The organism is Lysinibacillus sp. LZ02, assembly GCF_050613145.1.
GTDB lineage: Bacteria > Bacillota > Bacilli > Bacillales_A > Planococcaceae > Lysinibacillus_B.
Genome location: NZ_CP192507.1, coordinates 1564626 through 1580298 on the forward strand (window position 1 = coordinate 1564626; position 15673 = coordinate 1580298).

Sequence of the window (15673 nt, forward strand, 5' to 3'; positions counted from 1 at the left end):
AGGACATTGTTATGAAGAAAATTATGATCAAGGATATGCCTTTGCATATCGGCGAAACAGTCAAACTAGGTGCTTGGCTAGCAAACAAACGCTCAAGCGGTAAGATTGCGTTTTTACAATTACGTGATGGCTCTGGTTTTGTACAGGGCGTTGTTGTAAAAGCAGAAGTCGGGGAAGAATTATTTGCTGTAGCAAAAGGGTTAACGCAAGAAACATCGATGTATGTTACGGGTGAAGTGAAAGCAGATGAGCGCTCACCATTTGGTTGCGAATTGAATGTAACAGGCATTGAAATCATTCATGCGGCAACAGACTTCCCTATTACACCAAAAGAGCACGGAACAGAGTTTTTAATGGATAACCGTCATCTTTGGTTACGTTCACGTAAGCAGCATGCGATTATGAAAATCCGCAATGAAATCATTCGTGCAACATATGAATTCTTTAATGCAAATGGTTTTACAAAAATGGACCCACCTATTTTAACTGGATCTGCTCCTGAAGGTACGTCTGAGCTTTTTGCTACAAAATATTTTGATGAAGATGCCTATCTTTCTCAGTCAGGTCAGCTTTATATGGAAGCAGCTGCGATGGCGTTAGGAAGAGTATTTTCGTTCGGTCCAACATTCCGCGCTGAAAAATCAAAAACACGTCGTCACTTAATTGAGTTTTGGATGATTGAGCCAGAAATGGCGTTTGTTGAGTTTGAAGAAAACCTAGCAGTACAAGAGCAATATGTGGAGCATATTGTTCAATCAGTACTGAAAAACTGTAAGCTAGATTTAGAACGCCTTGGTCGTGATACTTCTAAATTAGAAAATATTAAAGCACCGTTCCCGCGCATTTCTTACGATGATGCGATTAAATTCTTACACGAACAAGGATTTGACGATATTGAGTGGGGTGATGACTTCGGGGCACCACATGAAACAGCGATTGCCAATGCATATGATAAGCCTGTATTCATTACATGTTACCCAGTAGGCATTAAACCATTCTATATGCAGCCACACCCAGAGCGTAACGATGTAGTACTTTGCGCGGACTTAATTGCACCAGAAGGCTACGGTGAAATTATCGGTGGTTCTGAGCGTATTCACGACTACGATTTATTGAAATCACGTCTGGAAGAGCATAATCTTTCAATGGATGCATACGCATGGTATTTAGAATTACGTAAACAGGGGTCTGTACCACACTCGGGCTTTGGTCTAGGCTTAGAGCGTACAGTAGCATGGATTTCAGGAACGGAGCACATTCGTGAAACAATCCCATTCCCGCGTTTATTAAATCGTTTATATCCTTAATGAAACGTGAAAATGACCTATTGTAGAATAAGACGAGATATAGAAAAAAGAGAGCGTCCGAATGTGGTTTCGGACGCTTTCTATTCTGTAAAAAGAAAGGAGTCTAACAAAATGAATAACGATTACAACCGACTCCGTTCATGGACACAACAACGGCATGTTACTGTGCCACACTTCTTTTTCCAAACATATAAAGAGCTCGGTATACTAGATGATGAAGCGGTTTTAATTATGCATCTGTTAAGCTTCTTTGAGGAAAGTATCGAATTTCCAACACCGGAGGATTTAGCGAAGCGCACGAGCTTTACGGCAAATGATATAACAATTCGCATTCAGCGAATACTTCAAAAAGGCTTTTTAGAAATTACACAAGGTGTAGACAACAACGGTATGATTTTTGAAAAGTATTCATTATATCCGCTTTGGGAGCGCATTATGCAACTACTCGACCAAAAAGCGATGGCCAAATCTGAAATGAGTGCCAAAAATGACGAGGGCGAAATTTTTACGATGTTTGAACAAGAGTTTGGAAGATTGTTATCACCGATGGAGATTGAAACAATTTCGATGTGGTTTGATAAAGATGGGCATACCCCTGCTATTATTAAAGCGGCCTTAAAAGAAGCGGTTGTAGCAGGGAAAATCTCACTTCGTTATATCGATCGGATTTTATTTGAATGGAAAAAGAAAAATATCACATCTGTCAAACAAATAGAACAGCATGCTGAGCAATTTAGAAGCCGTTCTGTACAAGTTATTCAGCCAGCCCATGAACAGCCAGTAAAAAGCGGCATGTTTTATAACTGGCTAGATGAGCGCGAATAGGAGGAGAGTGACGTGCTAACAAAAGCAAAATGGCTCCATTTTTTAGACGTGATGGATGAGATGTTTCCAGAGGCACATTGTGAGCTCGTGCATGACAATCCATTTGAGCTGACGATTGCCACACTGTTATCGGCACAATGCACGGATGCACTGGTCAATCGCGTGACAAAAAATTTATTCCAAAAATACAAAACACCGAGTGATTATTTAGCTGTTGATTTAGAAGAGCTACAAAACGATATTCGCTCGATTGGCTTATACCGTAATAAATCAAAAAATATTCAGCTTCTTTGTCAGAGACTAATCGACGAATACGACGGCGAAATTCCGGCAAATCGTGAAGCTCTTGTCACACTACCGGGTGTAGGGCGGAAAACGGCGAACGTTGTGCTATCAGTTGCCTTTGATATTCCAGCAATGGCCGTTGATACACATGTTGAGCGTATTACAAAGCGTTTAGGTCTTTGTAGGTGGAAGGATTCCGTGCTTGAAGTGGAAGAAACGATTATGAAGAAAACACCGATTGAACGCTGGAGCCGTGCGCATCATCAAATGATTTTCTTTGGACGCTATCATTGTAAGGCGCAAAACCCACAATGTCATGAATGCCCACTATTATCTGACTGTCGAGAAGGGCAAAAACGTCTGAAGAAGGGGTTGGTAAAGCTGTGATTGAAGTAAACAAAGAAGCTCTTTCAAAGGAAACGGTCCATGCATGGTTTGCTCAGTGGGAAGCATTAGAGGAACAAATCTATGCCGCTCACGAAGCAAGAAATGGTGAAGCGAAAAGCTTGATGGAACAAGGTATTGCCCATTTTGAACAGCTTTTAGTAGAATCTGCAACTAGTGAAGTAGGGCCAGATGCAGACTTTGAGCTATATCCTATTAATGGTAGAGAACGCCTTCGCTTTATTAAAGCAAAACCTGGGCAATACGCTTGCTATCGTCAGCTAGATGAGTTATTCAAAGAAACAAAAAAGCGTGCAGCAAGACTGCGTTTAAAGAAATAAGTTAAATCCCTCAATCATTGCGATTAAGGGATTTTTCATTTTTTAGTTATCTAAGATATTGCTAGTTAAGTATGTTATCGTGTAAAGATTTATTCGAAAAATGTGATAAGAGATTGTTTTTATTTTAAGTTGAATTTTTGGAGTACATTTGATTAAAGTACTCATACACCTTTTTAATTTTTTCATCTAAGAAGTTTGTTCGCTCATACAGAATGGAACGTAAGTGATCCGTTTGACGTAATATTTTTTCCATAAGTCCTTCTTGATGATCTACTCGATTAATCATTTCCTCTTGTGTTTCTTCCATAGTAGAAATTTGATTGGCTAGTTGTTTGTTCAATAGATGTTGTTCATCTATTTTTTCTACCAACTGTACATTTGTTGTTCCAACTTGTTCTAATTGAGCAGCAACTTCATTATTCATCTGTGCGTATTGATTTAGCTGATTGACAATCTCATCAATTGCAGATGTAAATTCGTGTAGTTGATTTTCTAGTGCGTCATGAGATTGATGAATACTATCGACTTGATTTACTAAGTCTTTCTTCGTTCGTTGCTCATCTATCATGATTGTTTGCAGTTGCATATTTTGGTTTTCTAGCTTTTTCAGCCCCTCCATCACTTGTTGTTCAACTTGTTCATGTTGAGAATGCAATGCTTGTAACTCTTTTAACTGTCGATTGATCACTTTCCATTGTCGCACTTGTTGCATGCTTGATTTGTTGTGTGCCTGTTTTAAAACATGGATAGCGCGCTGAATACCCTGATTGGACACTTGTTGTTCCTTGATGAGCTCAGATAAATAATCACTCCGAAACTCGACTTGATTATTTTCAATCAGTGTACTAGTATTTTTAAACAGTTCCGGATGTTGCCCGTTATTCATGAATAGCCCCATTATATCCCCCCCTTTATAATCCTTTCTTGTATAGTATGCTTATAATAAAGTGACGTGTATTTTGCAAAAAATGCAAACATATGTATCAATGAGGAAGGACTGAATTATGACAGTCTAACAAATGTACCGATTGGTTGTAGTTTCATAGCTGATGGAGATCGATGTACATATTGAATCATAAAAGCAAATCCCCCTTCATTAGGCAATATACCTAATGAAGGGGGATTTAGATCGTTATTCTTGAGAATCCTCGTTATCCTCTGTTGGATGATTTGGTTCAGTAGGTGGTGTTACAGAAGGAGGCTGTTCTGGCTGACCGCCTTGTCCATTTCCATTATTCCCATTGTTACCGTTATTCCCATTATTATTGTTATCGTTATTCCCGTTGTTACCATTATTACTACCATTGTCATTGCCGTTGTTCCAGTTGTTTTCATCCCCTGGATTCTCCACGTCGTCTATATCTGGAGATTCGATATCAGGTTGGTCAGGTTCCTCTGTTATCGGAGGCGCCCCATCAATATAAATTGATACACTACCAGGCTCACTTCGGTTTTCCCCTTCAAACGCTATGACAGTAAATGTGTAGTTGCTACCTAATTGAATATTTGGCACGATTACTTGTTTAGCACCTGTCGTACTAATGACAGTCGCTTCACCATCGTCTACTTGCATTGTTACTTCGTATGTGTAATTTTTTGGCTCAGCGCCTTCTTCCTCTTCAGGAAGTTCATTATGAACCCATGTTAAATCAATCACTTGAGCGGCTTCGTTATACTCAGCACGTACATTATATGGTGTTTCGATTTCCTCTGCTTCATAGTTTGTAGATACTTCAGTAGGTACTGTACCGCGAACAAATAGCTCTGTTGATTTTAAATTATCTGGTGTATAGTCACTCGCAAGCTTTAATGGGCTTGTACCTACTTCAATTGTGGCAGAAACAACAGAGTTAGGCTGTTCAAATCGAGTGTTTGGCACGTTTTTCGATAATCCCGTCATAATCGATTTAAACAATTTCTGAGGTAAGCGACGCTCCTCCCATGTAGTAATAGCATCACTGCGTTGTGAGTATCCACTCCAAATCGCAATCGAGTAATTTGGTGAGTAGCCAACGAACCACGAATCGGGTACTGCTGAAGAACCGAAGTTATATTTAGCGAATTCATCAGCCGAATAGTTCGTTGTCCCTGTCTTACCTGCAATATCCACACCAGGTACATTTGCTGCTGTTCCTGAAGCATTTTGTTTATTACTTACAACGTCACGTAAAACATCTGTTACCATATATGCTGTAGAATCACTCATCGCAACTGTTGGTTGAGGTTCATAGTTTTTCGATGTGCCGTCACGGAATTTAATTTTTGTAATGGCATACGGATCTGTGTATACCCCATTATTCCCAAAAGCAGCATAAGAAGCAGCCATTTGGATAGGGGAGATATTAACACGTCCACCACCAATTGCATCAGATTCTACTAAATAATCTACTTCAATGCCTAATTTAGAAATGAATTCCTGTGCTTTATCTGTTGACACTTCTTTTAAGGCTTTAACGGCAGGTATGTTACGAGAGGCATATAATGCTTCACGCATTGTAATGGCACCGAAATATTTATTATCCCAGTTATTAATGTTTTGACTTGTCCCAGTATAAGTCATCTTTTCGTCTACTAATGTTTCACCAGTAGACCACTTTAAATATTCGATGGCAGGGCCATAATCAACAATTGGTTTTAACGTAGAACCTGGTGCTCGTGATGTTAAATCATAGGCATGGTTATAGGGTCGTTCAGCTCCGTAATTACGACCGCCACCCACTGCAACAAGAGCGCCTGTTTTTGTATCTACGACAGAGACACCTGATTGAATCGACTCTGTTGGGAAATTACTGTCATTATTCATCACAGATTCAACCATTTCCTGTGCTTGTGGATCGAGTGTTGTATAGACTTTAATCCCTTCAGCAAGCAGTTCTGTATTACCATCTGCTTCAAGCTCAGATAACACAACATCTAAGAATGCAGGATAATTTGTCACTAAGTTTGTTTTACGCTCATCTTCTGGTAAAAGACCCGTTGTTACATCAACCGCTTTTGCTGCATCTGCATCAGCTTGCGTAATTTTATCATGTTGCACCATTAAACCTAATACGATATTGCGGCGTTTCTCACCACGGTCAGGGTACTTAACTGGATTATAGTTGTTCGGACTTTGAGGCATCCCAGCAAGCAATGCCATTTCATCAAGTGTTAATTCAGAAAGCTCTTTACCGTAAAAGTACTCTGCCGCTGTACCAAAACCGTACACCGTTCCTGACATGAGCACTTTATTAAAGTACATTTCAAAAATTTCTTCTTTTGAATATTTGCGTTCAAGTTGAATCGCTAGCCACGCTTCTTGCGCTTTACGTTCTAATCTTTTCTCATTTGTAAAGAATGAGTTTTTCACGACTTGTTGTGTAATCGTACTGGCACCTTGTGCACCAAAGCCATCACGGAAGTTTGCGATGACTGCACCGCCTAGACGCCATAAGTCTACGCCGAAATGGTCGAAAAAGCGTGCATCTTCTGTGGCGATAATGGCATCGACCATCTGTGTTGGAATTTCATCATAACTAATATATTTCCGTTTTTCATCGACACCGATTGTAGCAAATAATTCGCCATTCGCATCATAAAATTCGGATGAAATCGGATCTTTTAATAATTCTTCATTGAGTTCGGGTGCTTTACTTACGTAGTAAGCAAATAGACCTGCACCACCTAAAAAGCCAACGATGCCGAGTGTAACTACGGCTAAAAGTATTCTTTTCAGCCACATTTTAATAGGCGAACGCTGTTTTTTCTTTTGTAATTCACGTGCTTTTTTTATATCTTCACGTGTCCGTTTTTGTTGTGTCACGTTGTATCTCCTCACTTTCACAAACTAATTGTTTGCGACAAACTTATTGACGACTAGTAAATAGTCGAGTCGGGGACTAAGTCCGAGTTGTAGTTCTTCCGCTACTTGTTCAAATAGAGCAAGCGGAATCGACTTGCGACCACCATTGTCCATATTTCGCCACGCTTCTTCAACCATATGGAAAGGGGTAACAAACGTACGTTCAAGCGTTGTAAAGCGAACGATAAAAAAAGCAATTCCCTTTTGCGCAACAACGTCCTGCATATGTTTGATTTGATGCGCATGGATGTTTTTTAGTGGAAACGAGGTTTTGCTTTCTGTTTCCTTTGCCTCAAAATCAATATAATATCCGTTCCATACCCCATTATAATCGGTAGTAGAAGGAGTACGAAAGTATGCCTCTCGAATAACAGCAGCACTTCGCTTCGGATACTCTACTTTGACGATTTGAATCGGGACAGGTTTCTTGTAAATACTAGCAATGCCGTTTCTCACATAAAAATCATTTGTTTCATTTAAATCATCTTCCAAGCTTTTCCCACGATTACTAAATGAAAGATCTTTTTTCGTTAGCCTTTTTTTTTCAGGCGACTCATTTTGCGCTGGTTGATACACTTTTCCGTTTGGATAGCGAATAGCCATGAAATCACCCTTTCCATTTGTTTACGCTTTTTAGTGTACCATAACATCTGTTGAAAAAATGATAGTTTTAGCGAACGATGACTAGTTTTGTATTGCAGCTAGGAACTTTCATTTTTTCGTCTAATACGTGTTCTAAAGGGGGCAGAAACGATGGGTAGAATAAACCGATTATTAAACCTTATTGAATGTATAGACGATTTATTAACAGGGCGTATGGAATATGAACAAATGCAAGTAAAAGCTACATTTAGCACACAACTATTAAAGGCTCATCAAAGAGTTAGCTTAGCAGAAAAAAAGTATTACGTAAAGAATGCATGTTCGTCTGAAAGTAGTGAAAACAATTAGTTTTTGGTACACTAACAGTAATGAAAAACTTTGAGGTGTACGTGATGGAATTACTAGAAATAACAGCGAAATTACTAGATGCGTGTGATCAAGCCATTCATCGTTTTTATGACATGCGTGAACGCGATATGGAGCCAGACTTTTTTAATGAGGTAAAACCGTATGCAGATGACATGCGTACGCAATTACAACAGTGGCAACAACTCGCTTATGAGTGGATTGTAGCCAAGCAGCCGAAATATATGCATAAGCAGCAAATCGATCATGCCTATGATGCAATGGAACAATTTTTTGTTCAATCTTTTTATAAACAGACAAGTAAAAAGAGATTCATTCAATCTGTTGAATCAACAAAATATACACTCATTAGTTTGAAACGATATGTAGAGGAAGGCGAGCACCATGTTTAGTAAAAAGAAATCCATTAGTGAGCTATTGCAATCATGGCAATATGATGAAGAGCTCAAGCAAAACATTGTTCACTGGCATACGCTGGATGGTAAAGCAGCCGAATATGCGCCGTTCCCTAGCGAGCTGCATCCATCGTTAAAAAATGCACTGCAATCGCGCGGCATTGAGCAATTGTATACACATCAGCGTGAAGCATTTGATTTCGCTACGCGTGGCGCTTCCTTTACAGCGATTACACCGACAGCATCTGGAAAATCACTTTGTTATCATTTACCTGTTTTACAGGAAATCATTCAAAATAGGTCAAGTCGTGCGATTTATTTATTCCCAACAAAGGCCCTTGCACAAGATCAAAAAACAGATTTGAATGAATTAATTGAAGCAACAGGGGAAGAGATTTTAAGTTATACGTATGATGGTGATACAGCGCCAGGTATTCGGACGAAAATTCGAAAAGCGGGTCACATTGTGATGACCAATCCCGATATGTTGCATTCAGGTATTTTGCCCCACCATACGAAGTGGGTATCGTTATTTGAGAACTTAAAATATATTGTCATTGATGAGCTGCATACGTATAAAGGGATATTCGGTAGTCATGTAGCCCATGTGATTCGCCGGTTACAACGGGTTTGTGCATTTTACGGATCGAATCCAACGTTTATTTGTACATCAGCCACGATTAAAAACCCAAAAGAGCTAGCGGAAAGTCTAACAAATGAAAAACATGAATTAATCGCAAAGTCCGGTGCCCCTGTTGGGAAAAAGACGTTTATTTTTTATAATCCACCGATTGTGAATACGACGTTTGGTGTAAGACGTAGTGCGGTGCTAGAAGTGCGTGATTTATCGAAACGATTATTTGAAGCGGGGATCCAAACGATTATTTTTGGGAAATCGCGTGTTCGTGTGGAAATGCTTGTGACATATTTGAAATCGCTGACGGCAAAAAAGATTCAAGATGAATCAATTCAAGGGTATCGAGGAGGGTATTTACCGAGTGAACGCCGCGCCATTGAAAAAGGACTTCGCGATGGTTCGATTCAAGTCGTTGTTTCAACTAATGCGCTTGAGCTCGGGATAGATATAGGACAATTACAGGCATGTATTATGACAGGCTACCCTGGAAATATCGCAAGTGCATGGCAGCAAGCCGGAAGAGCTGGGCGTAGACAAGATGAAGCGTTAATCATTTACGTAGCACAATCGACCGCGCTTGATCAATATATTGTGAATCATCCAACGTATTTTTTCGGCACAGACCCCGAGGAAGTGCGCATTAATCCAGAAAATATCATTATTTTAATGGATCATTTAAAATGTGCTGCGTTTGAATTGCCGTTTTCGATGACCGATACATACGGTGAATTTACAGTGCAAGAATTGCTCGGATTTTTAGAGGAAGAGGGAGTACTTGTGAAAACGAGTACACAATGGCACTGGATGAGCGATCGTTTTCCTGCGCACGATGTTTCTTTACGTTCAGCCGCCGGGGAAAATGTCGTCATCGTTGATATGACACAACCGAAAAATAAAGTGATTGGGGAAATGGATACGTATAGTGCGATGACACTGTTGCATGAGGAAGCCATTTACATGCATCAAGGTGTTCAGTTCCAAGTAGAAAAACTCGATTGGGAAGAGAAAAAAGCGTATGTGCGAGAAGTCGAAGTAGACTATTTTACAGATGCTAATTTAGCTGTTGAGTTGAAGGTGTTAAGCGAGGATAAGTCCGCTACGTATAAATCGGCAACAGTAAGTTATGGGGATGTAGGTTTATTAGCAATACCAACCATTTTTAAAAAGGTTCGATTTAATACGCATGACAATATTGGCTCAGGACCGATATCGATTCCGCCAATGGAAATGCATACAAGTGCAACGTGGATGAGCTTTGACTTACCAGAGAATTGGTCTGAAGAGCAATTAACAGATGCATTAAATGGAGCAGCTTATGCGATGGGGAGTTTTATTCCACTTTTTGTGCATTGTGATCGCAGCGATTTATCGGTTGTCCCACAAGTAAAAGCTATCCATAATGAACGTCCAACGATTTTTATTTACGATAGCTATCCAGGAGGAATTGGCTTAAGCGAGCGCGTTTACGATATTTTAATGAGTTTGCTAGAGCGGACAAAGGAGCATGTGGAAAAATGCCCATGTAAATGGGGCTGTCCGTCCTGTATTGGTGCACAAGATAGTATCGGTGAAAGTAAACAACAAGTATTAAAAGTACTGTCTATCCTAATTGACGAAATGAGCTGGATTCCATGAGTTACGAAAACAAAATTCTTCAAATGAAAAAAATGCTCGGTAAAAAAACAGAGAACAAAGTAGAAAAGCCAGTCTTTCAAAAACCAGACCGACCAAGCTATGTAAAGCAGTGGGAGAACGCCGGGTTGACTCTTATTGAAAATGATTTTGGTGTGCTATTTAAACGAGTCGTCACATATCCGCTTGATTATAAGCACGGGGCATACGAGCTATGGGAGCTTTTTGAGGCGATTCAGCTCTGGGAAGATGCAGGGCACGAGCATCCGTATGCGGTGACGTTTGACGATACACTCGTCTTTTTTGATACGGAAACGACAGGCTTAAAGGGTGTTGGTACACATATTTTTTTACTGGGCTTTTTAGAAACAGATGAAGAAGAATTTACGTTGACACAATATGTGCTTGCTGATCCATCCAATGAAGCGGCATTTTTGTTTGAATCAAAGCTATGGCAAAGAGCAGTGACGATTGTATCTTATAACGGAAAAAGTTTTGATTGGCCACAGCTTGAAACACGCTGGACATTAAACGGGGCGCATATTCCTCGACTACGCTCGCAAAAACAAATCGATCTTTTACATAGTACGAAGCGGTTATGGAAAAACGATTTAGAAAAGATGAAGCTAACAACGATTGAACAAGAAAAATTGGATTTTTGTAGGCAAGGTGATATTCCAGGCTTTTTAGCGCCTGTGATATATTTAGATGCGGTAAAAAGCGGTCAGCCAGATGCCCTCATGAAAGTATTACAGCATAATGAATGGGACCTTTTGTCGCTTATTACATTGTATATTCATTCAACCCAGTTGCTCTTTAACAGTCAGTTACAAGATTCTGCTACAACTTATACTAACATCGGGAAATGGTTTAATGATTTAAAGTTAAAGGATACGGGGATGGAGGTTCTTTCTACTGTTACAGAAAACTTTGATGTAGCGGATACCGGATTAGCGCATTATTATTTAGCACTTGAACAAAAACGTACTGCTCAATTCGAACTGGCGGTGAAATCTTTTACAAAAGCGCTACCAACGATTGATATTCCTTATAAAATTAAAGCTTATGAACAATTAGCCATCATTGCAGAACATCATCTAAGAGATTACGAGGAAGCGGTCATGCATACGCAAACAGGCTTGCATTTCATTCATAAACATAACACATGGTCGATGGCACAAAAAGATAAGCAGACATTGGCATGGGAAAAACGTCTCCAACGACTTAGAACGAAGGTAGAAAAATATAAATAACTAGCACTTTCATTCACGTTTTTTTATAGGCTTTATGTTATAATGAAGCCACGCATGTTAAGTATGGAAGGGCGATGTGAATTGGATATTAAATTAACATCAAAAGATATTTTGGAAAAAGAATTCAAAAAAAGTGTAAAAGGCTATAATATTGATCAAGTAGATCAATTTTTAGATCAAATAATGGAAGATTACGATAATTTCGAGCGAGTCATTAATGAGCTAAAAGCGGAAAATGAACGTTTAAAAGAGGAATTATCAGGTAGTATTAGAAAATCATCTCCGCAGCCAACTACGAGCAATATGAACTATGATATTTTAAAGCGTGTAGCAAACTTAGAAAAAGCTGTATTTGGTGATAAGCTTAAGGAAAAACTGTAGTAACATACTTATTGTTATTTTGTTTGAATTCTAGTATAATAGGTGTACATCATGAAATTCGAGTAATCGCTGCAACGTATAAACGTTGTAGAGGAAAGTCCATGCTCACACGGATCTGAGATGACCGTAGTGTTCGTGCTTACTGAAAAAATAAGGTAAGGCAAGCGTTAGCTTGACGGCGGAAGGAATACCTAAGTCTTTGGATATGGTAGACACTTCCTGAAAGTGCCACAGTGACGTAGCTTGTTTGGAAACTTGCAAGGTGGAACGAGGTAAACCCCACGAGTGAGAAACCCAAATTATGGTAGGGGCACTCTCCAGAAGGAAACGAACGGATGGAGGGACGTATTAGTTTACTAATGCGTAGATAGATGATTACTGCCTGATACGTACGAGGGGATACCCGTTTGAGTACTCAGGAACAAAACATGGCTTACGGAATTTTATTGATGCTTTTTTGATGAATAAAAAAGGCTCTCCATAACTTTTTGGAGAGCCTTTCTTTTAGAGATAAGGGTGAGAAATAATGAGTGAATGTACCACTATAGATGTGGAGAAATATAGATTGCTTTCCCAATATCCAGACTACTTAATCATGAAAATTTTCGAAAATGTTTCGGAAGGCATTATGATTACAGATCAAGATAAAAAAATTGTAAGTGTAAATCCAGCGTTTGAATTTGTAACAGGTTATAAGAGCGAAGAAGTAATGGGGAAAAACCCTTCTATTTTACAATCGGGTATCCATGAACTTTCTTTTTATTTAGATATGTGGCGAAGTCTACATGAAAACGGAATTTGGCAGGGAGAAATTTGGAATCGTCGTAAAACAGGAGATATTTATCCTGAATGGCTCACTATTTTTTCTGTCAAAGATTCAGTAGGGAACATTACGAATTATTGTGGTATATTTACTGATTTATCTGAGCGTAAAATCGTTGAAAATGAATTAGAGAAAAGAACGTTAACGGATTCATTAACGAAAGTGTGTAATCGTTTTGCCTACTTAGAACGTATGAATACATTACTTGAGTCTAGTACGAATTTATCGCACAATGTACAACATGCCGTATTTTTCTTAGATTTAGACCGTTTTAAACAAGTAAATGAAACACTCGGTCATACAATGGGTGACTTATTATTAATTGAAATTGCTAAGCGGATTAAAGCACTTTTAAAAAATAAAGATATATTAGCACGATATGGTGGCGATGAATTTGTTATTACGTTAACAAATATTGTCCATCCGCGTGAAGCAGCAAAATTTGCAGAGCAAGTGATTCGTGTGATTGAAGCGCCGATTATTATTCACGATCAGGAAATTTTTGTTTCTACGAGTATGGGCATTAGCATCTTTCCAGCAGACGGTCAAACAACAGAAGAATTAGTAAAATGTGCAGATAAGGCAATGACCTATTCTAAACAAAATGGTCGCAACGGTTTTTCATTTTATTTCGATGATTTAAGCATAGATACAAAACGCGTTCTTTTACTAGATACAGAACTTCGAAAGGCAATCGAACATCAAGACTTCACACTTTATTTCCAACCAAAAATTGATATAAAAACAATGCAAGTGACTGGTGTTGAAGCACTTGTTCGCTGGCAAAATAAAAAATTAGGGTTTGTGTCGCCAGCTGAATTTATCCCATATGCGGAAGAAACAGGTCTAATCATCCCTATAAGTGAAATTATATTTGAAAAAGCTTGTGAAGGATACAAGCAATTAGTGGAAGCTGGTTTTCCTAAAATACCGATTGCTATTAACGTATCGAGTATTCATTTCCAACAACAAAACTTTTTAGATTCAATACAAGCAATGCTAGAAAAAAACAATACTTCTGCTCAAAACTTTGAAATTGAAATGACAGAACGTACTGTTATGAATAGTGCGGCGGAAACGATCAGTAAGTTAGTAAAGTTAAAACAACTTGGCTTTAAACTTTCGTTGGATGATTTCGGAACGGGCTATTCATCACTTAGCTATTTAGTAAGATTTCCACTTGATGTACTAAAAATTGATCGTAGTTTTATTCAACATATTTGCTCTCTTGATGACAAACAAGCCGTTGTCGATGCGATTATTCAAATGTCGCATCGTTTAAAAATGAAAGTTGTAGCTGAAGGTGTTGAAAGTGAGCGACAAGTGGAAATATTAAAGGGAATGGGTTGTGATATTATTCAAGGATATTATTACAGCAAGCCATTGCCCATGAATGAACTGTTAGATTTTTTACAGTTCTGGGAAGTCGAACATCAAGGAAGGTAATATATTTATGACAAAATTTCAATTAGTTGCAACAGCAGCGATGGGTCTAGAATCCATTGTAGCGGAAGAAGTACAAGCTTTAGGTTACGAAACACGTGTAGACAATGGGAAAGTATATTTTGAAGGTGATGAAACAGCAATCGCTCGTTGTAACTTGTGGTTGCGTGTAGCAGATCGTGTCAAGATTGTTGTAGCGCAATTTCCTGCGACAACATTTGAACAGCTTTTTGAAAGCACTAAAGCAATTGAATGGGAGCGCTATTTACCGGTCGATGCAGCGTTCCCTGTATCTGGGAAGTCGGTGAAATCTAAATTATTTAGTGTACCAGACTGCCAAGCAATTGTGAAAAAAGCCATTGTTGAACGCATGAAATTCCATTACAAACGGTTAGGCTTTTTAGATGAATCGGGTGCAACATATAAAATTGAAGTATCCATTTTAAAAGATGTCGCAACTTTAACCATTGATACATCTGGTGCAGGCCTTCATAAACGTGGGTATCGTCAAGTACAAGGGGAAGCCCCATTAAAAGAGACACTGGCAGCAGCATTAGTGAAAGTTTCGAAATGGAATCCGAATCGCCCGTTTGTTGATCCATTTTGTGGCTCTGGGACAATTCCATTAGAAGCGGCAATGATTGGTCAAAATATTGCGCCAGGGTATAACCGTGAATTTATCTCAGAAGGTTGGCACTGGATGAAAGCGAAAATTTGGGATGAAGTACGGGATGAAGCGGATAGTTTAGCGAACTATGACCAACCACTCCAAATCATTGGTTCAGACATTGATCATCGAATGGTAAATATTGCACAAGAAAATGCATTAGAAGCAGGTTTTGGGGATATAATTACATTTAAACAGATGCAAGCAACAGATTTTACAACAAAAGTAGCGGATGGGGTCATGATTTCCAATCCACCATACGGAGAGCGTATAGGGGAGAAAGAAGAAATTGAACGTGTCATTCGTCAGCTTGGTGAAGTCATGGACAATTATCCAACATGGTCTGTTTATATGCTATCTTCAATGGAAAATTTTGAAGTACTTTACGGGAAAAAAGCAACGAAAAAGCGTAAACTATTTAATGGCTTTATCCGTACAGATCTTTATCAATTTTGGGGACAAAAGTCGAAGCGCGAAGATTAATCTAGAC

At 38.9% G+C, this 15673-nt stretch carries 14 protein-coding genes and 1 other RNA gene; 12 read left to right on the forward strand and 3 right to left on the reverse strand.

The genetic code is table 11. The features are described 5' to 3' along the window. The first annotated feature begins 11 nt into the window (after positions 1-11). The 4 genes from asnS (at position 12) to ACQQ2I_RS07435 (ending at position 3142) form a co-directional block, all read left to right on the forward strand. Positions 12-1307, forward strand: coding sequence for an asparagine--tRNA ligase (gene asnS / locus ACQQ2I_RS07420; RefSeq protein WP_431029911.1), 1296 nt, complete (start codon positions 12-14; stop codon positions 1305-1307). A gap of 111 nt (positions 1308-1418) precedes the next feature. Continuing rightward, complete coding sequence (locus tag ACQQ2I_RS07425; RefSeq protein ID WP_431029912.1) at positions 1419-2132, forward strand: DnaD domain-containing protein; 714 nt, start codon at positions 1419-1421, stop codon at positions 2130-2132. 12 nt (positions 2133-2144) lie between these two features. Continuing rightward, the gene (nth, locus tag ACQQ2I_RS07430; protein ID WP_431029913.1) at positions 2145-2804 is read left to right on the forward strand and encodes an endonuclease III; all 660 of its coding nucleotides are present in this window, start codon (positions 2145-2147) and stop codon (positions 2802-2804) included. Beyond that, the gene (locus ACQQ2I_RS07435; RefSeq protein ID WP_431029914.1) at positions 2801-3142 is read left to right on the forward strand and encodes a YpoC family protein; all 342 of its coding nucleotides are present in this window, start codon (positions 2801-2803) and stop codon (positions 3140-3142) included. The genes nth and ACQQ2I_RS07435 overlap by 4 nt, the downstream gene beginning before the upstream one ends. 124 nt (positions 3143-3266) lie before the next feature. On the opposite strand, the gene ACQQ2I_RS07440 is transcribed toward ACQQ2I_RS07435, so the two are convergent. From ACQQ2I_RS07440 to recU, 3 genes are all read right to left on the reverse strand, one after another. Continuing rightward, positions 3267-4040 carry a hypothetical protein gene (locus ACQQ2I_RS07440; RefSeq protein WP_431029915.1) on the reverse strand — a complete coding sequence of 258 codons (774 nt, stop codon included), beginning with the start codon at positions 4038-4040 and terminating at the stop codon, positions 3267-3269. A 234-nt stretch (positions 4041-4274) separates the two neighbouring features. Further along, entirely contained in the window at positions 4275-6944 is a 2670-nt protein-coding gene (locus tag ACQQ2I_RS07445) for a transglycosylase domain-containing protein (RefSeq protein ID WP_431029916.1), read from the reverse strand. A gap of 24 nt (positions 6945-6968) precedes the next feature. Beyond that, positions 6969-7586, reverse strand: coding sequence for a Holliday junction resolvase RecU (gene recU, locus ACQQ2I_RS07450; RefSeq protein ID WP_431029917.1), 618 nt, complete (start codon positions 7584-7586; stop codon positions 6969-6971). A 150-nt stretch (positions 7587-7736) separates the two neighbouring features. On the opposite strand from recU, the gene ACQQ2I_RS07455 reads away from it, so the two are divergent. From ACQQ2I_RS07455 to ACQQ2I_RS07490, 8 genes are all read left to right on the forward strand, one after another. Next, entirely contained in the window at positions 7737-7934 is a 198-nt protein-coding gene (locus ACQQ2I_RS07455) for a molecular chaperone (protein ID WP_391372062.1), read from the forward strand. A gap of 44 nt (positions 7935-7978) precedes the next feature. Continuing rightward, a complete protein-coding gene (locus tag ACQQ2I_RS07460) occupies positions 7979-8344 on the forward strand; it encodes a YppE family protein (protein ID WP_431029918.1) in 366 nt (121 codons plus the stop codon). Then, a complete protein-coding gene (locus tag ACQQ2I_RS07465) occupies positions 8337-10619 on the forward strand; it encodes a DEAD/DEAH box helicase (RefSeq protein ID WP_431029919.1) in 2283 nt (760 codons plus the stop codon). The genes ACQQ2I_RS07460 and ACQQ2I_RS07465 overlap by 8 nt, the downstream gene beginning before the upstream one ends. Further along, a complete protein-coding gene (locus ACQQ2I_RS07470) occupies positions 10616-11869 on the forward strand; it encodes a ribonuclease H-like domain-containing protein (RefSeq protein ID WP_431029920.1) in 1254 nt (417 codons plus the stop codon). Before ACQQ2I_RS07465 ends, ACQQ2I_RS07470 begins: the two co-directional genes overlap by 4 nt. A gap of 81 nt (positions 11870-11950) precedes the next feature. Further along, complete coding sequence (gpsB, locus tag ACQQ2I_RS07475) at positions 11951-12250, forward strand: cell division regulator GpsB (protein ID WP_431029921.1); 300 nt, start codon at positions 11951-11953, stop codon at positions 12248-12250. Positions 12251-12304: 54 nt separating this feature from the next. After that, positions 12305-12691, forward strand: an RNA gene (gene rnpB, locus ACQQ2I_RS07480) — RNase P RNA component class B. An 85-nt stretch (positions 12692-12776) separates the two neighbouring features. Continuing rightward, positions 12777-14519 (forward strand): sensor domain-containing protein, encoded by a 1743-nt coding sequence (locus ACQQ2I_RS07485; protein WP_431029922.1) that lies wholly within the window; start codon positions 12777-12779, stop codon positions 14517-14519. A gap of 7 nt (positions 14520-14526) precedes the next feature. Beyond that, complete coding sequence (locus ACQQ2I_RS07490) at positions 14527-15666, forward strand: THUMP domain-containing class I SAM-dependent RNA methyltransferase (protein WP_431029923.1); 1140 nt, start codon at positions 14527-14529, stop codon at positions 15664-15666. The last annotated feature ends 7 nt before the right edge of the window (positions 15667-15673 follow it).

Bases quoted from the DNA above. Each gene is read 5' to 3' on its own strand.
- ACQQ2I_RS07455 (WP_391372062.1), top strand. From the start codon at position 7,737: ATGGGTAGAATAAACCGATTATTAAACCTTATTGAATGTATAGACGAT.
- asnS (WP_431029911.1), top strand. From the start codon at position 12: ATGAAGAAAATTATGATCAAGGATATGCCTTTGCATATCGGCGAAACA.
- ACQQ2I_RS07470 (WP_431029920.1), top strand. From the start codon at position 10,616: ATGAGTTACGAAAACAAAATTCTTCAAATGAAAAAAATGCTCGGTAAA.
- ACQQ2I_RS07490 (WP_431029923.1), top strand. From the start codon at position 14,527: ATGACAAAATTTCAATTAGTTGCAACAGCAGCGATGGGTCTAGAATCC.
- ACQQ2I_RS07460 (WP_431029918.1), top strand. From the start codon at position 7,979: ATGGAATTACTAGAAATAACAGCGAAATTACTAGATGCGTGTGATCAA.
- ACQQ2I_RS07425 (WP_431029912.1), top strand. From the start codon at position 1,419: ATGAATAACGATTACAACCGACTCCGTTCATGGACACAACAACGGCAT.
- ACQQ2I_RS07485 (WP_431029922.1), top strand. From the start codon at position 12,777: ATGAGTGAATGTACCACTATAGATGTGGAGAAATATAGATTGCTTTCC.
- ACQQ2I_RS07465 (WP_431029919.1), top strand. From the start codon at position 8,337: ATGTTTAGTAAAAAGAAATCCATTAGTGAGCTATTGCAATCATGGCAA.
- ACQQ2I_RS07440 (WP_431029915.1), bottom strand. From the start codon at position 4,040: ATGGGGCTATTCATGAATAACGGGCAACATCCGGAACTGTTTAAAAAT.
- recU (WP_431029917.1), bottom strand. From the start codon at position 7,586: ATGGCTATTCGCTATCCAAACGGAAAAGTGTATCAACCAGCGCAAAAT.